This window comes from Streptomyces sp. NPDC017520 (genome assembly GCF_044329855.1).
Lineage (GTDB): Bacteria > Actinomycetota > Actinomycetes > Streptomycetales > Streptomycetaceae > Streptomyces.
Window position 1 is genome coordinate 1 of sequence record NZ_JBIRKB010000010.1, and the last position, 20,839, is coordinate 20,839.

17 protein-coding genes are annotated in these 20,839 nt (G+C 66.7%); 5 read left to right on the forward strand and 12 right to left on the reverse strand.

Features of this window, described 5'->3' with window-relative positions; all coding sequences use genetic code 11:
- Window positions 1-248: 248 nt before the first annotated feature.
- The 11 genes from trpA to ACH4KB_RS23645 all read right to left on the reverse strand — a co-directional run bounded on the left by trpA (window position 249) and on the right by ACH4KB_RS23645 (window position 12,360).
- Window positions 249-1,043 (reverse strand): tryptophan synthase subunit alpha, encoded by a 795-nt coding sequence (gene trpA, locus ACH4KB_RS23595; RefSeq protein WP_398067870.1) that lies wholly within the window; start codon window positions 1,041-1,043, stop codon window positions 249-251.
- Window positions 1,040-2,302, reverse strand: a complete 1,263-nt coding sequence (gene trpB / locus ACH4KB_RS23600; RefSeq protein ID WP_398067871.1) for a tryptophan synthase subunit beta — start codon at window positions 2,300-2,302, stop codon at window positions 1,040-1,042. The genes trpA and trpB overlap by 4 nt, the downstream gene beginning before the upstream one ends.
- A 172-nt stretch (window positions 2,303-2,474) precedes the next feature.
- Entirely contained in the window at window positions 2,475-3,116 is a 642-nt protein-coding gene (locus ACH4KB_RS23605) for a dTMP kinase (protein WP_398067872.1), read from the reverse strand.
- Between the two features lie 52 nt (window positions 3,117-3,168).
- On the reverse strand, window positions 3,169-4,317 hold the full coding sequence (locus tag ACH4KB_RS23610) for an amidohydrolase family protein (protein ID WP_398067873.1): 1,149 nt from the start codon (window positions 4,315-4,317) through the stop codon (window positions 3,169-3,171).
- A gap of 82 nt (window positions 4,318-4,399) precedes the next feature.
- Window positions 4,400-5,560 (reverse strand): acyl-CoA dehydrogenase family protein, encoded by a 1,161-nt coding sequence (locus ACH4KB_RS23615; RefSeq protein ID WP_398067874.1) that lies wholly within the window; start codon window positions 5,558-5,560, stop codon window positions 4,400-4,402.
- Window positions 5,561-5,647: 87 nt separating this feature from the next.
- On the reverse strand, window positions 5,648-6,292 hold the full coding sequence (locus tag ACH4KB_RS23620) for a hypothetical protein (protein ID WP_398067875.1): 645 nt from the start codon (window positions 6,290-6,292) through the stop codon (window positions 5,648-5,650).
- An 8-nt stretch (window positions 6,293-6,300) separates the two neighbouring features.
- Window positions 6,301-7,281: an aminoglycoside phosphotransferase family protein gene (locus ACH4KB_RS23625; RefSeq protein WP_398067876.1), complete on the reverse strand. Its 981-nt coding sequence runs from the start codon at window positions 7,279-7,281 to the stop codon at window positions 6,301-6,303.
- Window positions 7,282-7,289: 8 nt separating this feature from the next.
- Window positions 7,290-8,096 carry an SDR family NAD(P)-dependent oxidoreductase gene (locus ACH4KB_RS23630; protein ID WP_398067877.1) on the reverse strand — a complete coding sequence of 269 codons (807 nt, stop codon included), beginning with the start codon at window positions 8,094-8,096 and terminating at the stop codon, window positions 7,290-7,292.
- 73 nt (window positions 8,097-8,169) lie between these two features.
- On the reverse strand, window positions 8,170-9,426 hold the full coding sequence (locus tag ACH4KB_RS23635; protein ID WP_398067878.1) for a DegT/DnrJ/EryC1/StrS family aminotransferase: 1,257 nt from the start codon (window positions 9,424-9,426) through the stop codon (window positions 8,170-8,172).
- 120 nt (window positions 9,427-9,546) lie between these two features.
- On the reverse strand, window positions 9,547-10,893 hold the full coding sequence (locus tag ACH4KB_RS23640; protein ID WP_398067879.1) for a chorismate-binding protein: 1,347 nt from the start codon (window positions 10,891-10,893) through the stop codon (window positions 9,547-9,549).
- 24 nt (window positions 10,894-10,917) lie between these two features.
- Window positions 10,918-12,360: a trans-sulfuration enzyme family protein gene (locus ACH4KB_RS23645; protein ID WP_398067880.1), complete on the reverse strand. Its 1,443-nt coding sequence runs from the start codon at window positions 12,358-12,360 to the stop codon at window positions 10,918-10,920.
- A gap of 744 nt (window positions 12,361-13,104) precedes the next feature.
- Between ACH4KB_RS23645 and ACH4KB_RS23650 the strand changes: the two genes are divergently transcribed.
- From ACH4KB_RS23650 to sbnB, 5 genes are all read left to right on the forward strand, one after another.
- Window positions 13,105-14,256 (forward strand): nucleotidyltransferase family protein, encoded by a 1,152-nt coding sequence (locus tag ACH4KB_RS23650; protein ID WP_398067881.1) that lies wholly within the window; start codon window positions 13,105-13,107, stop codon window positions 14,254-14,256.
- 160 nt (window positions 14,257-14,416) lie between these two features.
- Window positions 14,417-14,677 (forward strand): phosphopantetheine-binding protein, encoded by a 261-nt coding sequence (locus ACH4KB_RS23655; protein ID WP_398067882.1) that lies wholly within the window; start codon window positions 14,417-14,419, stop codon window positions 14,675-14,677.
- A 93-nt stretch (window positions 14,678-14,770) separates the two neighbouring features.
- On the forward strand, window positions 14,771-15,967 hold the full coding sequence (locus ACH4KB_RS23660) for an acyl-CoA dehydrogenase family protein (protein ID WP_398067883.1): 1,197 nt from the start codon (window positions 14,771-14,773) through the stop codon (window positions 15,965-15,967).
- A 19-nt stretch (window positions 15,968-15,986) separates the two neighbouring features.
- Window positions 15,987-16,937, forward strand: a complete 951-nt coding sequence (gene sbnA / locus ACH4KB_RS23665) for a 2,3-diaminopropionate biosynthesis protein SbnA (protein WP_398067884.1) — start codon at window positions 15,987-15,989, stop codon at window positions 16,935-16,937.
- Between the two features lie 39 nt (window positions 16,938-16,976).
- Window positions 16,977-19,637 carry a 2,3-diaminopropionate biosynthesis protein SbnB gene (gene sbnB, locus ACH4KB_RS23670; protein ID WP_398067885.1) on the forward strand — a complete coding sequence of 887 codons (2,661 nt, stop codon included), beginning with the start codon at window positions 16,977-16,979 and terminating at the stop codon, window positions 19,635-19,637.
- A gap of 45 nt (window positions 19,638-19,682) precedes the next feature.
- Here sbnB and ACH4KB_RS23675 read toward each other — a convergent pair whose 3' ends face one another.
- The gene (locus ACH4KB_RS23675; RefSeq protein ID WP_398067886.1) at window positions 19,683-20,771 is read right to left on the reverse strand and encodes a PseG/SpsG family protein; all 1,089 of its coding nucleotides are present in this window, start codon (window positions 20,769-20,771) and stop codon (window positions 19,683-19,685) included.
- Window positions 20,772-20,839: the final 68 nt, after the last annotated feature.

Here is a 20,839-nt window from a genome sequence, read left to right on the forward strand (position 1 = left end):
GCGGCCGCCGGGCGCTCCTCGGCCGCCCGCGGGGGGGCGCCCCCCCGGGGGCCTGACGTAACAACAACCGTTTGGGTTTTTGGGGGGGGGGGGGGGGCGGCGCCGCCCCCCCCCCCCCCCACACCCGTGTCCGGGAGGTGACGGCTGGTCCCACACCCGTGTCAAGGAGATGACGGCTGGGGATCTCGGTCGTGCCGGATGATCCCCGGCGCAGGAGAGCGCCGCTGTGGGTGTCGCCCCGCCCGCCGTCAGGCGGTCTCGGCCACGAGGTCCGTCAGGTACTGCAGATAGCCGTCCGCGCCGAGCTGTTCCCACGCGTCGAGGCCCGCCGTGCCGATGATGGCGATGTCGGCGAGACCGCGCAGCTCCCGCACATCGTCGGCCGTCCTGATCCCGAAGCCGAGCCCGAGCGGTACCGACGTCGCCGTGCGGCATCTCTCCAGGAACCCCGCCACACCTTCCGAGAGGTCCGTCTTCCGTCCGGTCACGCCCTTGCGCGCAGCGCAGTAGACGAGGCCCGAGGCGTGGTTGCCGATCTCGGCCAGGCGGGCCGGGGAGTTCGCCGGCGTCATGATGAAGATCGGGTCGAGTTCCCGGCGACGAGCCGCCGCGGTCAGCTCAGCCGCTTCCTCCAGAGGCAGATCCGGGACGATAAACCCCTTCATGCCCGCCTTCGAAAGCCTCTCGCAGAAGCGTTCCGCGCCCATGGTGAAGACGCTGTTGTAGTAGCCCATGAAGACGATCTCGAAGCTGAACCGCTCCGAGGCGCGCGCCGCGAGATCGAAGTACGCGTCCCACGCCGTCCCGGCGGTGATCGCGTCGTGATTCGCCTTGACGAAGGACGGTCCGTCGGCGATGGGCTCGCTGAAAGGCATCTGGAGCTCGACCAGGTCCACCCCTGCGGCGTCCATCGCCTCGAGCATCGCCCAGTTGGCTTCGAGGGACGGATAGCCGACCACCAGGTGCGTCATGAGCAGGAGCGGCTTCTTCTCCAGCCGTCGGCGCAGTTGGCCTTCGAGACCCGGCTTCTGAGCAACCGTCATCGTTCGTACCCCGCACTCTTGCGCTGGATGAAGTCCTTCCAGCCCTGGTCGTCCAGGGCGTCGGCGATGGTGAAGATGTCCTTGTCACCACGGCCGGACTGATTGATGAGGACGGCGTCGGAGCTGGAGAGGCTCGACACCTCCCTGAACGCCCCGGCGAACGCGTGGGAGCTCTCGAGCGCCGGGATGATCCCCTCGCTCCGCATCGTGAGGCGCAGCGCCTCGACGACCTCCGTGTCGGTGGCCGACTCGAAGCGCACCCGGCCCCGCTGGTGCAGGTCGGCCAGCATCGGGCTGACACCGATGTAGTCGAGGCCCGCCGCCACCGAATAGGTGTCCCGCATGAGCCCCTCCTCGTTCTGGAGGAAGACGGTCTTGTAGCCCTGGGCGACTCCGGGGCGGCCCCCGCCGCCGGCGAGGCGCGCCGCGTGCATACCCGAGTCGATTCCCTTGCCGCCCGCCTCCACGCCGACCAACTCGACCGAGGGGTCGTCGAGGAAGCCGGTGAAGATGCCGGAAGCGTTCGAGCCTCCGCCCACACACGCGTAGACCCGGCGCGGCAACTCGCCCGTCGCGTCGAGCATTTGAGCGCGCGCCTCCTGGCCGATGATCGACTGGAAGTACGTCACCATCTCCGGGAACGGATGCGGACCGCACACGGTCCCCATGACGTAGTGCGTGTCGTCCATCGACTCCGCCCAGTCACGCAGACACGCGTTGATCGCGTCCTTCAGTGTCCGCGTGCCCTCGGTGACGGAGACCACCTCGGCGCCGAGCTGCCTCATCCAGAAGACGTTCGGGTGCTGGCGGGCGACGTCCTCCTCGCCCATGTAGATCGTGCACGCGAGCCCGAACCGCGCCGCCATCGTCGCCGTAGCCACGCCGTGCTGCCCGGCGCCGGTCTCCGCGATCACACGTCGCTTCCCCATGCGCTTCACGAGCAGGCCCTGGCCCATGACATTGTTCGCCTTGTGCGCCCCGGTATGGTTCAGGTCCTCACGCTTGACGTAGATGCGCGCGCCACCGAACGTACGCGTGAGGTTGTCGCAGTAGGTCACCGGCGTCGACCGGCCGGCGTACGTCGACATCAACGCGACGTACGATTCCCAGAACGCCGGGTCGCTCCGCGCGTCGTCGAAAGCCGTGCGCAACTCCGCGAATGTCTCATGGAGCACCTCGGGCGTGAATGCCCCGCCGAATTCCCCGTAATAGCCGTCACGCCCCGGCGCCCATGAAGAACGCTCTGTCGGCATGGTCATCTCTGAGATCCTCACCAGGTTCGGGCGACTGAAATCGCAGACAAAGAGGTGTGTATTTCTCGCAAATACCGGGCACACGTGCCTACTTCGCGCCTGCGGGCAAGCTTAGCAGCAGGAGGGGATTCGGCGTTGACCTGTCCGCCGGGGGCACGAGGGCCGATCCGCCTCGTTGTCAGCCGTGTTCGACCGGGAAGACCCCCTTTGACGTGATCAGCCGCCACGCTTCATCGACGACAGCGTCCGGAGCCGCGCCACCGTTCAGGACATGGAACTGTCGCATTTCCGGCAGGGACAGATATCCGTCACGCAGTCGCGTCAAGAAGTCGAGCGAGTCCACGTCGCGTCCGCGTTTACGTACCCGCTCCGCCGCGACCTCCGGCTCCACGTCCACGAAGAAGACGAGGTCGGGGGTCGGGAAGGCGCCGAACAGCCGCCTCAGAAGGGCGTCATTCGTCGTCCTGTGGGCCAGGGCGAGCGCGAGCTGTGTGTAAATGTATCGATCGACCACCACAACGTGGTTCTCCTGATCGAGCAACGGTGCGATGTCGAACAGCTCACGCCATTTCAGCAGTGCCCCCATGAACTGCGCACTGCCGGAGCCGAGCATGTCGAATCTGTCGTGGTAACCGTCTTCCCGCGCAAGGGTGTCAAGGGCGTCGCGCACGGGCCCAAGACTGCGATTCAGATGGAGGGAGGCCCCCACCCCATGAGCGTTCAGACGTTCGATCAGGAGATTCGCGGTCGTCGTCTTACCTGAGCCGTCGATTCCCTCGAAGGCGACCAGAGTGGCACGCTTGCGAATCGGCTCCGGCATGGTCAGGTCCTTTCGTCGAAGGAGGATGTCCCGGGCCCGGGCGGCGACATCTTCACGACGCCCCTCCCAGCCCCAGGAGTTCGGCCGCGTTGTCGTGCGTGATCCTTCGGCGCACCTCCGGGGACAGGTGCCCCATCTGCCGCGCGATCGCCTGTCGCGAGTGGGGCCAGACGCTGTCGGGGTGAGGATAGTCCGACGCCCACAGCAGGTTCTTCTCACCGAAGAACGGCAGGAGCGCCATCGCCACGTGGTCGTCCTGGAAGGTCGCGTACACCTGCCGCCTGAAGAGGTCGCTCGGCTTCGTGGCGAGCTCGGCACCGCCCTTGTCCGCCCAGAACTCCTTCGCCTCCCAGAGCTGGTCGTGCTGGTGGTCGAGAGCCTGAACCAGCCAGGGGAGCCACCCCGCGCCGCCCTCCGCCAGCACCATCTTGAGCCCCGGGTGGCGTTCGAGAATGCCCCAGGCGAAGAGGTCGACGAAGGGTTCGACGAAGTTCGCGAGGAACAGCTTGGTGTTCTCGAAGACGCTGGCCGCCCTGCCGACGACGCGCGCGTTCGGCTTGGCGAACGCCGTGATGTGCCAGGAGAGGATGATGCCGCTGTCCTCGAGCGCCTGCCAGAGCGGCTCCCAGGCCGGGTCGTCGAGCTTGGGATCGATGTTGGCGACCATGAAGACCACTTGGCGCACGCCGCCCTTCTTCCGCACCCGCTCCAGCTCGGCGAGCGCCCCCTCGGGCGTCTCCGGCAGCATCGGAAGGCCGATCAGCCGCTCGGGCGCCGCCTGGCAGAACTCCATCAGCCAGTCGTTGTAGGCGCTGTAGCAGGCGGCGCGCAGCTCGTGATCACCGGTCGAGATCTGGTGGACCGGACCGTAGATCACCTGAGCGGTGACACCGTCGCGGTCCATGTCGGCGAGCCGCAGCTCGGCGACGGCCGCACGGCGCGGGCTCGGGTCGTGGATGCCGGCGCGGTCGAAGGCGTCATAGACCGCCTTGACCGGCCGCTCCGAGGTCACGCCGGGCGACGGCTTTCCGACCCAGCGGCCCCAGATCTTTCCGTCGCACACCCAGACCGGCCGTCCGTCGCGTTCTTCGACGTGCGGCGCGCGGTCGAGCAGGGACGCGGGCAGCCGTGTCGTCCACAGATCCGCGGGCAGCTGGCTGAGGTCCATGTGATCGTCGCAGGAAATGAGCCTGTCGGACATGAGATTCTCCGGTAGGTAGATGCGTTCGCGGGCGACTGCCGGCCCCGGTGGTTCCCCACGGCGGGCGCCGGGAACGGCCTTGTCAGGAGTCGGGGCCGAGCGTCAGGCGGCCGAACTGCTGGGCAGCGGCGTCCCAGTTGAGCGCCTGGTGGTGGGAGGCGGCGTGGGCGTCGCGGTGCAGCCGCTGGATCGGCTCGGCGTCCAGCATGGCCCGGGCACCGCTCGCCTCGTACAGGCGGTTGACGGCACGCATGCAGAGGCTGACGGTGAAGGACGCGTCCCGCAGGTAGCGGGCACGTTCGAGGGGCGAGAACGATCCGCCCCTGCCCGCGCGCTCCAGGATCTCCTGGACGTCGGCGCGGTGCAGTGTGCGGGCCGTGTCGACCTCGGCGGACGCCTGGGCCAGCCGGAGCCGCGGCGCCGAGGAGTCCGCTGCTCGGCCGGGACCGCCGCCGCGTCGGGCCCGTGAAGTGAACTCGTCCACCACACCCTGCGCCATGCCGATGACCGGTGCCGTCAACGCCCACTCGGTGAACACCTTCAAAGGGACGCCGTAGCTCGCCCGCTTGTGCAGCTCCCACCCGGTGCGGTCGCTGTCACCCACGCGATACGGGTTGATCGTGCGGTGCTCGGGAACGAAGGCATCGCGCACGACGACGTCGTTGCTGCCGGTGCCCCGCAGTCCGGAGGCGAACCAGGTGTCGACGACATCGCAGTCGACACGTGGAAGCAGCAGCCACTGCCTGTCGTCAGGGGCCGCACCGCACGCCACCATGACCCAGTCCGCCGCGTCCACACCGCTGGAGAAGGTCCAGCGGCCGGACACGCGGAAGCCTCCGGCGACGCGCTCGGCCGTGCCGTTCGCCGGATTGAGCGCGCTCGAGCACAGCGTGTCCGGACCGCCGGCGAAGTACTCCTCCTGACACTGCTCGGGAAACTGGCCGAGCCACCAGTTGTGCGTCACCCACACCGCGTAGCACCAGGCTGTGGAGCCGCAGCCGCGTCCGAGCTCCTGGGAGACGGCGAACGCCGTGTCGATGTCGAGGCCGACACCGCCGAATCTGTCGGGATTGCCGATACGGATCAGACCGGAGGCGCGCAGGTCGCGGACCGAGTCCGACGGCACGCGGCGAAGTTGCTCGGCCTGCGCCGCTCGCTCCCTGAGAACGGGCACCAGGGCCGAGGCTTGCCGCAGGGCGTCGTGCGGGCCGGCTTCAGGCCATGCCGGCGTGGCGACAGTCATGTCATTACTCCCTTGCACAAATGCGCACACTCATGGGAACCGGCGAACGTGGCCCGCCCTTGGTCCAGGTTGTTCACCACGTTCCGGTCATCCGTGTGGTGCGGTGAACGAGACTTCTTCGTCGAGAACGTCCAGGCATTGCCGCAGAATCTCGTCGGGACGGTCTTCCGCTCGCAGAACCGTCAGATGGTTCCCCTCGGCCATGCGCCTGAGCGCCGCGTTGTAGCTCGCAGTGAACTCGACGCTCTGATCGAACCGGCCGGGAATCACTCCGTCACGCCGTACGACGCGATCCACGATCAATTCGGCCGAGCCGTCGAGAACGAAACAGAAATCCGGTTCGACGATGCCGGCGACAGCGCCCGGGAGCCAATCGGGCAGAGTCATGCCACGAGCCTCGAACAGAGCCAGCATGTCGAACAGATAGCGGTTGACGATCAGCACCTCCCCACGGGCCAGGGCGGGCACGATCACGCCGGCCTGATGGGCGTAGCAGTCCGCGAGATTGAAGTGGAGCAGGGCCTCCTCCGGAAGCTCCTGCCCGGCGCCCTCACCGAAAAGACTCCGGCGGACGTTCTGGTCCTGCCGCCACCACTCCGTCGGGGCCCAGGCGGGCACACACGGTCTCGTCGGGGCGATCGCGGCCAGCAGAGCCGCCTCCAGCGTGGACTTTCCGCTGCCGTCGAAGCCACAGATCGCGAGCAGCGTTCCCGGCTGCCCGTGCGGCGTCAAGGGGATGTTCATCTCGCTCCCAGTACATTCGAGGCGTTCGATGCACGTTCGCACCACCAGAGGAGTTCGGACGGCTCTCCCGATTCAGCGTCCAAGGCCTTGCGCCAGCCCCGGATCAGCAGCCCGCACAGAATCGTCAGGGCCTGATGAATCTCACGGAACTCCCTTGCCATATTTGCCTGGGACAGGTACGCCGACATTGTCTCGTCGAGTGAAATCGGCAAGGTGCGGGAGTTCATCGCCAAGAACCATCCCAGATCGACCGCAGCGGGGGCGGCCATCGCCATCGACCAGTCGATCAGCGACAGGGCGCCATCCGGGCGTATGGCGATGTTGTCCAGTTTGAGGTCACCATGCAGAAAGCGGTTCGGCAGGCGGCGCAGTGCATGCTCAAGGGGGCTGACGTCATCGAACAGTGATCGGACCAGATCCGCGATGTCACTCGGCACGCGCTCGAAGAACAACTCCCAGCCGCGCAGGATGTCGTCGGCGATTCTGAAATGAGCGAGCTTCTCGGCATCGGGCATGAAGAGAGTGAGACGGTTCTCAACCGAACACCAAGGAAGATCGAACTCGTTCGGCGGCGTCGCTGAGTGCAGACGTGCCATGCCGGACACTACCAAGTCGAGCTGGTGGTGGGTCAGCCCCTCGTTCGGCAGAAGATATTCAGAGACATCCCGCATCAGGATCGAAAAGACGGGACCGTCCTGCGCCGCCCCGATGGCGGGAGAATCGACGCGGTCGACGCGCAGGGGAGCCGCGCCGGCCAGCACCGCCTCCCTGCACCGCTCGTCCGATGTCGCTCGCATGATCCAGTCGGTGCGGGCCGAGGTCATCTTCACCACGTGGGAGCGTTCTCCGCCGTAGGCCTGCTTGTAGATACGAGCGCCCGAGAAGCCGGGTTGGCTCGTCTCCACCCACTTGTCCGGCGAGACATTGTTTCTGTCCAACAGGTTCTTGAGGTTGTGGAGTCCGTCGAAATCCGCCATCGCCCTTCCTACTTCGCGGCGAGAGCTTGGAGGTAGCGGATCGGATCCGAGTTGAAAATAGCGCCGCCGGACACCAGCAGGGTTGCGCCGGAAACATACGAAGACGCCTCGGATGCCATGTAGAGCGCGGCGTTCGCTACATCGGACGGCTGGCCGATCCGTCCAAGAGGGTAGAGCTGCGCCCTCTTCTCGATGATTTCGGGCGATGTCAGGAAAGGTTCGATGAGCGGCGTCTGCACGAGGCCGGGCGCGATCGCGTTGACTCGGATGTTGTAGCGTCCCAGCTCCACGGCCATGGTCTGCATGATGTGGGTGATGGCGGCCTTGGCGGCACCGTAGGCTCCTTCGCCGCCCGGGCAGGCATTGAGGGCATCGAGGGAGCTGAGGAAAATCAGGGACCCGCCCCCGCCGCCGGCGCGCATGACGCGGGCGGCGGCCTGCGCACCGAACACATAGGAAGAGACGTTCAGCTTCCACATCTCTTCCAGGGCGGCGGGCTCGACATCGATCCAGTCGCAGTTCGAGCCGTCCACGAAGCCACCGGCGTTGTTGACCCAGACGTCGATGGTGCCGTACTTCTCGACGGCAGCCGCGGCCAGCGCGTCGATCTCGCTCCTCTCCGTCACGTCGGTCTTCACCACATGGGCTTCACCGCCGACGCTCTCTACATCCTTCTTGAGCTTCACCAGCTCATCGATACTTCGCGCGGCACCGACGACCTTCCCGCCGTTGGTTGCATAGGCCATGGCGATCGCGTATCCAATTCCGCGTCCCGCGCCCGTGACCACGCATACTTTTCCTGCAACATCGAACACCGTTGATCCCTATTCTCGAAGAGGATGTTCCTGGTTCCGGTTCCGCCGGCTGGCCGGGCACCCGGGTGCGGGCTCAGCCGTAGGCGTGGCAGATCTTCGTGATCGCCGTGACGAGGTCGTCGCAGTCAGCCTTCGTCAGAGCGATGGACATGGGAATGTCTATCGTCTCCTTCAAGAAGGTCGTGCTGTTCTGGTGACGCCTCATGGTCTCCTCCCGAGTCACATCGGGGAACGCGAATCTCCAGTTCCAGAAGCACCGGTTGTTCGGGCGGGAGTCGTCTCCCAGGCCGCGGGCCCCGATCCCTTCGGCGTTGAGGGCCCGCACGAACCAGCCGACCTGCTGATCAGTTGCCCCGGGTATCCGGAATATCAGCGACTCGCCCAGGAACGCATTCTCGGCGACCGGTTGACGCAGACAGATAGGCTTCACGTCGTCGAGCTGCGACGCGACATACCGATAATTATCTTGAAAAATGGCGACGCGCTTCTCCAGGCCGGCGAGCTGATGCCGGGCCATGGCTCCGCGGATCTCGTCCATGCGGAAGCTGAAGATGGGAAGCGAAAGGTCGGAGATGCTGGGTAGCGACGGGTCCGTGTGCCGTTTGATCTGCTGTTCGTATGCTCCGGAGAGCACCACCGCCCGCTCGAAGACGTCGCGGTCGGAGGTGACCAGAAAGCCCCCTTCCCCCGTGTTGATGCTTTTGTCGGATTGCGTACTGAACGCGCCCGCCTTGCCGAACGTGCCCAGCTTGCGCCCTCCCAGCCCGACTCCGAGAGCGGGCACGGCGTCTTCGAACAGCGGCACTCCGTGCTGGTCGGCGATGCTGACCAGGCGTTCGACATCGCACCCGAAGCCACGCATGTGCACGGCGACCACGGCCTTGACGTCCGGTGTCAACTTCGCCCGCAGGTCCACCGGATCCATGTGCAGATCCTCGTCGACCTCGACGACGACGGGCGTCGCCCCCGCAAGCATGATCGCGCTGGGAGTCGCAGCGAACGTGAAGGCCGGGCAGGCGACGGTATCGCCCGGCCGGACGCCGGCGCTGATGAGCGCGAGGGCCAGAGCGGTGGTTCCGCTTGAGCATGCCAGCACATAGGGAGCGTCGAAGAAGTCCGCAAGCTCCTTCTCGAGCTGACCGACTTCCGTCTCCCCGTGCGGCCTGTTGTCATACCTGAAGAGGCGCCGACTCCGGATTGCTCGCAGCGCGGCGGACTCATCTCCATGGTCCAGGTCGACGTAGCCCTTATCATATGTCGGCCATTCTGCCGTTCGTGTCCTCTCGCCACCATTCAACGCGAGACTGGATATGGGCAAGGTGTGCGACATGTTCGGTTCCCTTTAGATAAAGCCCAGAACGCTACCCGGCTAGGCATGTGGACCAATGAATGCACTCGGTGAAGCTCGCGCCCCGCGCGACCTGCGACGGGTCTCTTCCCGGTTGCCGGCTCAGGTCTCGCTCGGGACCGGCTCCTCCCACAACTGGATGGCCTCCAGCAGGCCGGACAGCTTGTCCCTGGTCTCGATCAGCTCGCTGTACGCGTCCGACTCCGCGATGACGCCGACCCCGACCTTGGCGTGAATCGAGCCTTCCTTGAGCAACGCATTACGAATGTTCAGGAAACAGCCACCGGAACCGCGGTGCAGATGTCCCACCACTCCACCGTAATAGCGGTGGGGCGTTGACTCGGGGTCGGCGACGGCCAGGAGCTCCCTCGGGCGGGCGCCCAACAAGGGGAAAATGCTCCCCATGAGCTCGAAGAGGGATACATGGGGCAACAGCTCGCCGGTGAATGTAGAGTGAAGGTGGCAGACATTGCGGAGCTTCTTCACCCGCATCTCCTGAACGAGATGGACCGAACCGTCCTCGCAGAAGGGTGCGAAGCGGTTCCGGCGATTTTTGAGCGACGACCTGTGCTCTCTGATCTGCTTCGGATTTTCGAGGAGTTCCCTGGCCAGATAGGCGTCGCTCTCCCCGGACCGGCAGGTCCCGGCGACGACGTCCACCGACAGCGTTCTGTCGCTGATCTCGACCACGTTTTCCGGTGTGGTACCCAGAGAGAAGACGTTCTCCCGGATGCATGAAAAGTGGCTGTACGCGTACGCACCATTCCTGCGGGCGTGCAGCTCGTACAGTTCGAAAGGACTGCGTGTCGTTGCCGACTCCCGTTCATAGGCACGGGTCAGCGCCATCTTGCCGTCCGGGTGTTCCTGCAGGATGCTGACCGCCTCTCCGAGACGATTCAGAAAGCTGTCGTCATCCTCGTCGGGGACCCATCCGACGGCCAGTTCGGAGAACGGTTTCAGCTCGCCGGCTTGATGCGCATGAACCGGCATCGGCAGCTCCGAAAAGATGGACAGCATGGTGCTTCCTTGCTGCCGGCCGATGGAGTTCTGCGCGTAAGTGACCTCGCCATTTGCCCGGCCGGGGGAGAAGGTGAACTCCAGGACCGGCTGCACGAGATGTACGAGCGGAATACTGTGGTCGGCAGAACGTCTATGAATATCAGGACTCACGATGAAGAAGCACGGTGCGTCTTTCCGCAGGTGATTCTCTGCGATGTTGAAGATCGACCCACCGGAGCGTGAGGTGTCAACGATCGTCGTCTGCCCGGCCACGGTGTGGCTGATGTGCCCATCGCCCACGGAAACCGAGACCTGGCGCCTGACGCCGATCTTCACGGCCTCGGTGTTCTTGTTGTGGATGAAGTAGCTTCCCTCCGATTCGGCGAAGCCTGAGCTGCGGAAGAACTGGCAAGCCCGTTCCCAGTACGAGCTCTCCTCGGGCGCAATCATGTGTTACCTGTCCTTTGAACCACGCTACGACGTGTGGGCCCCGGCGGCGGCAAGTGCCTGTTCGATATCGGCGATCAGATCCTGGACGTCTTCCACGCCGACCGACAGGCGCACCGTTGAATCCGTGATCGCCGACCAGGAGAGTTGCTGGGCGTCGAAATCTCGTGGCTGCAGGAGTTGTGGCGCCAGAACCAAGGACTCCGTCGAACCCAGGCTCGCACTGATCGAGAACAGGCTGAGTGATTCGGTGAATTTCCGCGCCGCTTCCGGACCGCCTTGGAGATCGAGCGCGATCATCGAACCAAAATCCTTCTGCTGAGCGCATGCCAAGTCATGCTGCGGATGGGATTTCAGCCCCGGATAGCGTAGGGACGAGACTTCCGGCCTGGAGTCAAGGTAGTCCGCCACGGCCATCGCGTTCTGGCACTGGCGCTCGTAGCGAAGAAAGTAGGTTTTCAGTCCGCGCTGCATCAGGAATGCGGCATGGGCGTCGAGCGACGCACCGAACACTGCCATGTCGGTGCGCAGCGAATCGATGATGGTCCGATCGGCGATGACGGCGCCGCCGAGTACATCCCCGTGACCGGAGACGTATTTCGTCAGACTGTGCACGAACACGTCGACATCGAACTGTCCGTGGTTGTGGATGCCTGCCAACGTGTTGTCGAGCAATGTCAGCGCGCCATGCTTCTTGGCGAGTTCCGTAATGCGTGAGATATCCGCGACCTTGAGTACGGGATTGCTCGGACTCTCGAACACGACCAGACGGGTCGAGGCGCCGGCCAGTGTGCGTTCGATTTCATCGACGTCATCGATGGAGAGGAGCGTGTGGCGAACACCGTAACGCCCCAGTACGCGGCGGATCATGTGCTGGGTCGGCTTGTACATCTCGGCGAAGAAGATCACGTGATCGCCCTGCCGGCACAGTGCGAGCATGGTCAGGTCCACGGCCGCCGCGCCGGATGCGGTCAGCAGGCAGTCCTCACGGCCTTGCAGCCCCGCGAGAGTGAGCTCCAACTGCCGTAGCGTGGGATTCGCTTTTCGCGAGTACCAGAACCCCTCACGTTCGCCATGTAATTGCCTCTCGATTTCTTCCACGCTGTCGAAGGTGAACTTTGCCGACTGGTAGATCGGTGCCACCAACGGTCGGTTGTCATCCGGAACCGTCACGTGAGGCGGATGGGTGACGAAAGTAGAGGGTTGCATCCGAACCTGTCCACGCTTCACTGCTTCTGCCATGGGAATTCCGTTCGATTGCGGTGCGGTGCGCGTTTTTGCGCAGAGCGCCGCGGCTTCCTGGTGCTGGGTGTCGGTTCGGACTGCGAAGCGTTCCGCGGGGATCCGGTCGAGGGAAGAGCGGATGGCGCGAGCAAGGCCTGGGTGAGGCCGGCCGGGGCCGGACGCATGATTGTGCGCCGACTCGCCATCGTTCACCTGGTCCCCGGATCGGACGTCGTCGTCCGGCACAGCTCTGGAAGGCTCGTCCTTCGGGCACTTTCCGCACGCACGGCGCAGGTGGGCGCCGGCACGAAGTGGCGGTCAGAGTGTCCGGTGAGTTGCTCGCGTCGATGCGGTGGCCGCGGAGCGCGGTGCCGGCGGAAAGCTGGTGCCGCTGCCGAGCCATGCGGTGGCATGGCCGGTCTGTACCCAACTCGGTCGCTCCGCAGCACCTGTTAGGTGTTTGCCGAGTGATCGACACATGCTCTCAGCTGCTGCACATGGCATAGCCATGAGTCCCCCCGCCGCTTGCTGGTACAGACCAATGAGGGTTGAGCTTGTGGATCAGGCGGCCATCTGTCAAGCGGCCTGTGACGCACAACACAGCTGTGGGCGATGAGTCATGGGGGGCGTTCGGAGCGTCACCGATTTGGTCTAGACATGGCTTGGGAAGGGTGCTTACGTTGGGGCGCATCGATCGCGGCGAAGGGTGACCGCGCCGCTTGGACGGCTGGTTGACGAGGCTTCGGGCGGTCACCGCTGTTGTGCAATCTCCTTCGGGCGAGCTGGGTCAAGGGCCCATCAGGGCCCACGACTTGCTCCTGTGCGGCCCGGGTCGAGGTGGCCGATGTGTTTGCCGGTTCGGCCGGCTGCTGTGTGCTGTGCGGTCCGGGCGCGGCAGCGGGCATCGGCGCCGATGCCGTGGCTGAGGTCCCTCCCCTCTGGCTGGTCCCACTCAACTCCCTGTATCTACACTTCATTTGGGGTCACACCATGACGAACCATGGGTCACCGTTCGATCAGCAGGCGGAAACTCTGCTGCTGCTGTCAGATCCGTGGTTGTCTCCGGACAGGGCCGAGTTCCTGCGTCATCGCCTCAGGGAGCTCCGTGGCGAGCTGGACTGGGGATGGCTGATCGACCAGGCGGCGCGGCACAAGGTGCTTCCTCTTGTGGGCTACAACGTCAATAGGTTCCGACTGTTCAAGCATCCCGAGGAAGAGTTCGACACCATCCCCTACCGGTGGGTACTGACCGCCGCGTACGAGGCGAACCGTCGCCGCAACGAGGCTCTGCGAGATGAGTTCGCCGTCATTCTCAAGGCAGCCGAGTCCTTGAAGATTCCCTACGCCCTACGGAAGGGCCCACTGCTCGGTGAACGGCTGTATCCCGAGGCCGGCCTGCGGCGTATGCAGGACATCGACCTGTTGATGACGCGAGCGGATGCGGCGGCTCTCGGGTCGGCGCTTTCCTCTTTCGGCTACAGTCAGGGCAAGTTGTCGGCAGATGGGACCAAGGTCGAAGAGTTCAGCCGCGGCACCCGCCGTTTCTGGTCACTGAACGTCAATAACGCGCTTCCTTATATGAAGCCGTCCACCGACCCCTACGTGGAATGGGTCGAGGTCGACTTCTGTCATGACCTGACTCCGTCGGCAGGCCCGGGCGGCGAGGAGCGGACCATGGCCTTCCTGGCTCGATCGGTGCCGGTGGTCGTGTGTGGGGTGCCCGCCCGTCGCCTGTCCGTGGAGGACGAGATCGTCGATCTGTGCGTTCATCTCCACAAGGAGGCCGACGCGCGGCACTACATCGCCCTCGGCACGGATCTCATGCTCTCCAAGTTCATGGACGTCGCCTGTGCCGCGAGCCGCTGCACGCCCGACCAGGCGCGGAACGTGGCCGAACGCGTCGCCGAACTGGGGTGCCAGGACAGCGTGTTCTACGCGCTCCACTACACGCAGGAGCTCTATCCCGGCACCGTGCCGGGTGAACTGCTGGACGCCGTTCGTCCCGCCGACCGGAGCGTACTGGTGGAGTACGGTCACCTCGAGGGCAAGCCGGCACCGTGGACATCGACGTTCAGCGAGCGTCTCTTCTCCACGCGGCGTGTGGCCGAAGCGAGTGACGCACGGCATCTCCCCGTCAAGTAGCGGGATGCCCGGCCTGTTCCTCGCGCGGGAATGAGAGTGCACGGGCGCAACCGGCACCGATTCCGAGTTCCCGATGGCATGCACGCAGACGAATGAACCAGTTATGGGAGACGCCTTCAGGGGGCTCTCCGGAATTGTTCCCCAGGAAGGACCGGCGTCGATGGTCGCGCACACCCCAACAGTTTCGAGTGAGATGATCCTCCGTCTGATCCGGGAGCAGGTTCCCGGCATCGACGCAGAACGTCCACTGTCGGACGATGCGGACCTGTGGCAGGCCGGGATGGACTCCCTGTCCAGCGTCGCGGTTGTCGTCGCAGTGGAGGAGGAGTACGCCGTGGAGTTCCCGGACGAGCTGCTGACCCGGGAAGCCTTTTCCTCGGCTGCCGCGATAGCCGCGGCGGTCCGCAGCCTTGTCGGCTAGCAGCCGGCGATATCCCGACATCTGCGATCGCGTCAGAGATCCTCGCTGTCGCATCATCGAAATCCTCCGGCATCCAAGGGAAGAAGCAGACACATGTGTGCCGCGATAGCCGCGCTCGAGGAGTCGGACCCCACGAGCGGGGAACGGCTCATCAGTTCCGTGGACGCCGTGGCCCACACGGCTGCCGATCACGCGCGAGACGTCGATACGGGGGCTCGCCTGCCGGTGGAGGCGCTGGCCGCCCTGAGGGAACAGAACCTCCTGGCGGCCGTCGCACCGCGCGACCTCGGCGGTCCAGGGCTGAGCGTCCACGAACTGGTGACCGTTGCCAGGAGGATCGCTCGTGGGTGTGCCTCCACCGCCATGATCTGGGCCATGCACCAGGGGCAACTGGCCTGTCTGTGCCGGCACCACGGAGGCGCTCCCGCTCTTCTGGACCTGGCACGGACCGCAGTGGCGGACCAGTGGCTGATCGCGTCCGCGACGAGCGAACCCGCGAGCGGCGGGGACATCCGCAGGAGCGCGGCAGCCGTCGTCGGCCTTTCCGGCGACAGCGGGACGGTGACCCTGTCCAAGGACGCCACAACGGTGTCCTACGGGGCCGCGGCGGACCTTCTCCAGGTGACCGCTCGCCGCAGCCCCGATGCGGAGGCGAACGACCAGGTGCTCGTCGCCGTGCTCCGGGAGCAGGCGGCCCTCGAGCGGCAGAGCACCTGGTCCCCGCTCGGCATGCGAGGGACCAGCAGTCCCGGATTCCGGCTCACCGCCGCCGTTCCCGGGGGGCAGGTCTTTGGCGACCCGTTCGCCGATGTCGCCGGCGCCACCATGGTTCCGGTCACCCACACGCTGTGGGCCGGTGTATGGCTCGGTCTCGCCGGTGAAGCAGTCAGCAGGGCCGTCAAGGTGTCCCGCCGACGGGCGGCCGGCCGGCGTGGCGGGGATGCCGTACGGCAGGCCCTCGGCGAGGCGCGGTGGCGGCTCGCCTCGCTCGAAGCACTGCTGTCCGACATGGCGGGGCGCACGCAGAGTCTGCTGGACGAGGGTGCCCAGCCCACGGCGGGCCAGCGCGTCCACACCAACTCCCTCAAGGTGGCGGCATCCGAGACCGCCCTGGAGATCGCGTATCTGAGCCTGCGGGTGTGCGGTATGGCGGGCTACTCCGAGGAGGGCCCCTTCTCCGTGGCGCGCATCATCCGCGATCTCTCCTCGGCACCCATCATGATCAACAACAGTCAGCTGCTCGACACAACGGCACAGATGATGCTGATGGAACGTCAGCGCAGCTGGTGAGAGGCCAGGAGGACCGACCATGATCTCCGTATCCCGCCCTCATCAGCTTCTGGACGCAGGGATATACGTCGACCTGCGAGAAATTCTGGGTCTCCATCTCCACGTCAAGTGCGAGGGCTTCAACTTCGCCGGATCCGTCAAACTCCGTACCGCCCGCAGGCTCATCGAGCAGGCCGGGATCGACGGGGACCTGAGGCCGGACTCGGTGCTGCTCGAATCGTCGTCGGGCAATCTGGGCGTCGCGCTCGCCATGGTGGCGGCCAGCACCGGACTGCGCTTCGTCTGTGTGACCGATCCGCGGTGCACGACGCTCAACCTCGGCCTGATGAAGGCGCTGGGGGCCGAGGTCGTGATGGTGGATCAGGCCGAACCCGAAGGAGGTTTCCTGGCCGCCCGCAAGGAGCGCGTACGCCAGCTGTGCGCGGCCGACCCGCGGTACCTCTGGCTGGATCAGTACACCAACCCGGCCAACTGCCGAGCGCACTACGAGTCGACGGCTCCCGTCATCGCGAAGCACTTCCCCGGCCTCGACGTGCTGTTCGTGGGGGCCGGAACGGGCGGCACCGCGACCGGGTGCGCGCGGTACTTCAAGGACTACGACCCCGGCGTGCGGGTCGTCGCCGTGGACACGGTGGGGTCGGTCAACTTCGGCGGTCCCCCGGGCGTGCGCCGGATCCCGGGTCTCGGTGCGAGCCAGGGGATGCCGCTGGTCGAGCCGGCCCTGTACGCCGGGGTGCAACTGGTCGAGGAAGAGGACACCGTGCGCATGTGCCGCACGCTCGCGGAGCGCGGTCTGCTCCTCGGCGGCTCCTCCGGAACCGTTGTCCACGGCGCTCGGGAATGGCTGAACGCTCACGATCCGCACCAGGAGCTGGTGGCCGTGGCCATCGCGCCGGACCTCGGAGAACGCTACGTGGACACCATCTACGACGACACCTGGCTGGCCGCCAACTACCCCAGCGTCCGCTGACCGCCACCCACCGCCCAGCCATAGAGAACGAGATCACCCATGGACACCCAGCGGACCCTGCCCACCTTCAGTGTCATCTCCGGAGCCACCGTCCACGCGGTCGTGGACGGCCGGCACAAGGAGGTCATGGACCTCGTCGAGCAGACCTACCGGCTGCACGGCGCAGGGAGAACCACCAACCCGCCCTCCTACTTCCTCCGCTTTCCCGACCGCCCCAGGGACCGCATCATCGCGCTCCCCGCCGCCCTCGGCGGCGAGGAACCGGTCAGCGGGCTCAAATGGATCTCCAGCTTTCCCGGCAACCTGGACTCGGGTATTCCGCGCGCCTCCGCCGTCCTCGTCCTCAACGACGCCGCCACCGGCTACCCCTTCGCCTGCCTGGAGAGCTCCATCATCAGCGCCGCGCGGACAGCGGCCTCCGCCGCCGTCGCGGCCCGCTGCCTGAGCCGCTCCGGCAAGCCGCTGCGTCTCGGATTCATCGGCGTCGGCCTGATAGCCCGCTACATCCACGAGTACCTCGCGGCGACGGAACTGGAGTTCGCCGGGATCGGCGTGTACGACCTGGAGCGGCCGTACGCCGAGGCTCGTGCCGCCCAACTCCGCGCCACCCACTGCGAAGTCACCGTCCACGACACGGCGGAGCAGCTCATCAGGGGCTCCGACCTCGTGGTGCTCGCCACCACTGCGGGGGAGCCCTACCTCAGCGATCCCACATGGTTCGAGCACAACCCGACCGTCCTCAACGTTTCGCTGCGGGACCTGGACCCGGCCGTCATTCTCCGCAGCGTCAACATCGTCGACGACATCGAGCACGTACTGCAGGCCGACACCTCGGTCCATCTGACCGAGCAGCGCACCGGGGACCGCGGCTTTCTGCACGGGACGTTGTGCGACGTACTGACCGGAGCGTTCGACGTCCCGGACGACCGCCCCGTGGTCTTCTCCCCGTTCGGGCTCGGAGTGCTCGATCTGGCCCTCGGGTACTTCGTCCACCAGCAAACGGTGGAGCGCGGACTCACCGTCGACGTCCCGGGCTTCTTCCACGACACCGACCGGATCAACCCCCCGCGGAGTGCCGTCCACCGCCCGCCCGGGCCCTCGCCGTTGCAGCCCCTCGAACTCGCCCCCGGGGCCCACGAGCGCGCGGCCCGGCGGGCACTGGCCAACCCGGCCCCCGTGGACACGGCCGGGCGGGTCTTCGACTCGGTCAGGAAACGGGCCGAGGAGGAGCCCGGGAGGGCTGCCTTCGTCGAGGAGGAGGGCACCCTCGGGTATGGGCAGTTCTTCGAACGGGTCCTGGAAATACGTAATTTGCTTGCCTCCCGGGGGTGCGGAGCAGGAGATGTCGTTGCCTGCGCCGGCTTCCGCTCCTCGGACACCGCCGCGCTGTTCCTCGCACTGGAGGAGCTGGGCGCGCTCTACCTACCGGTGGACCCGGCCTGGCCCGCCGCACGGATCGAGGACGTCCTGCGGCGCAGCGGCAGCCGCTACGTCGTCGAGTACGGGCGACAGACCCCTGGCGGGCGACTGTCCGTGCGCGCCCATGACCCGGGGACCGATCGGGCGACCGTACCCGGGGCAAGGGAGGGCGACCCGCGGTACGTCATCTTCACGTCCGGCAGCACCGGACGCCCCAAGGGGGCGGTGGTCGACCAGACCGGCCTGATGAACCATCTCCGGGCCAAGGTTCAGGCCCTGGGCCTGACAGCCGAGGACACCATGGCCTTCACCGCGCCCCTGGTCTTCGACATCTCCGTCTGGCAGATGCTGGCCCCCCTGCTGGTGGGCGGCAAGGTCGTGATCTTCCCGGACGACGCCATGCTGTTCCCCCGCCGGATCTTCCGCACCCTGGAACGTCAGGAGGTCACCGTCGCGGAGACGGTCCCCACCCTCATCGCCGCCCTCGTCCAGGAGGCCGGCCGGATCAAGGGCCGGACCCCTCTGCCCAGGTTGCGCTGGCTCATTTCTACCGGTGAGGAGCTGGTGCCGAGCCTGGCGGAACGCGTCCTGACCGCGCTGCCCCACGCTCTGCTGATGAACGCCTACGGGCCCACCGAGTGCTCCGACGACGTGACCCACCATGTGGTCACCGAAGCCGACCTGGGCCGCAACCGGCTGCCCGTCGGACAGCCGATCGCCAACGCCACGCTGTACGTCCTGGCGCACGACACCGAGACCGGCGCCTGGGACGCGGCCGAACCGGGCGAGGCGGGCGAGCTCTTCGTCGGAGGCCGCCCGGTCGGCCACGGGTACGTGGGCGACGCCGCGGCGACGTCCGGCGCCTTCTTCCGCGACACGATCGACCCGGGGTCGCCCACCGGCCGGCTGTACCGCACCGGGGATCTCGCCCGGATCGACGAGGACGGCGTGCACTATCTGGGCCGCACCGACCGGCAGGTGAAGGTGGGCGGCGTCCGGATCGAACTCGGCGAGGTCGAGGCCGTGCTCAGTCGGCACGCGCGGGTGGAGAGCTGCGCGGTCTCGGTTTCCGACGGCACCGGCCGTCCGGAACTCGTGGCCCACTACGTGGCCTCCGAGGAGCTGCACGCCGATGACCTGAGGGACCACCTGATCGCCGCCCTGCCCGCGGACATGGTCCCGAAGCGATGGGTGCGCCTGGCCGCGCTGCCCCTGACGGGCAACGGGAAGATCGACCACGGGTCGCTGCCGGGAAGGCAGGACCATGCCGCCGCCCCATGATCCCTCGCCCCTCGCACTCCCGTGCCCGGGCCGCCCGGCGCAGGCTCAGTCCTGCGAGCCGCCGACGAGGGCGACCAGGGCCTGCGCGACTCGGGAACACCCCTGCCCGTCGACCGCCGAGGCTCCCCGTCGGGCGAGTTCGGCACGCTCACCCGCATGGGTGAGCAGGCGGCGCAGGACGGCGACGCCCTCGTCCAGGGCGGCTCCGCTCGCCCGCAGCCCTTCGAGACTTCCCAGGCCGACGACCAGGCCGTCACCGACGACTCCCTCGTAGGCGGGCTGCTGGGAGCCGGTCACGGTCACCACCGCGACGGCACAGCCGATGCAGAGCAGATCCAGTACGGAACTGCCCGCCGCCGTGACGACGAGGTCCGCGGTGCGGGCGAGTTCCGGTAGTTGACCGACCGGCTCGATGACCCGGACCCGCTGGTCGCCCCGGGCCGACAACGCCCGTACGGCTCGGGCGAGTCCGGGTTCCGCGGCCACGGCGGTCAGCCGCAGTGGTGCGCCGGTCGCGAGCAGGGTCCGGACAGCCACCGGGACCCCGCCGTACGGGTCGGTGGCGCCGAAGAAGCAGAGCACGTGCACAGGTGTCGCAGGGCCGGTCGCACGGCGCTCCGGATGGCGCCTGGCGGCGAGGACGCCGCCGCGGATCAGGGCGTGGCGGTACCCGCCGAGCCGACGGGCTCCCTCAGGAAAGGTGGTTGTGATGTCGTCTCCACCAGGGGACTGGTCGACGAACAGGTCGGCCTCCTGCGCCCGGGCGGTCCCGTCGACGACAGCGGCGACCACGATTCCTGCGCCACGTAGTGCCCTGGAGCACTCCGGGGGCAGCGTGTGCGAGTCCAGGACCATCGCGTCGAGACCCATGTCCTGGGCGAGATCGGTCAGTTCGTACGGATCGTCGGGTCCGGCGACCACCGGGAGACCCTGGTCGGTCAGCTGCGTACGGAGCCAGGCCGGACTCGCCGCCCGGCCGAGCAGGAACACCTCCGCGCCGCGCCGCCGCAACTCCTCGGAGAGGGCGAGGCAGCGCATCACATGCCCACCGCCGATGCTGGGCGACGCGTCGGCCCGCAGACCGATCCGCAGTCGACGGGTGGGCACGGTGCTGTTGCCGAAGTTCACGATCACGACACTTCCTCTGGAGGGCGGACTACGTCGCGGTGGCCGTGCTCCAGCGCCGCATGGGGCGGCGGTGG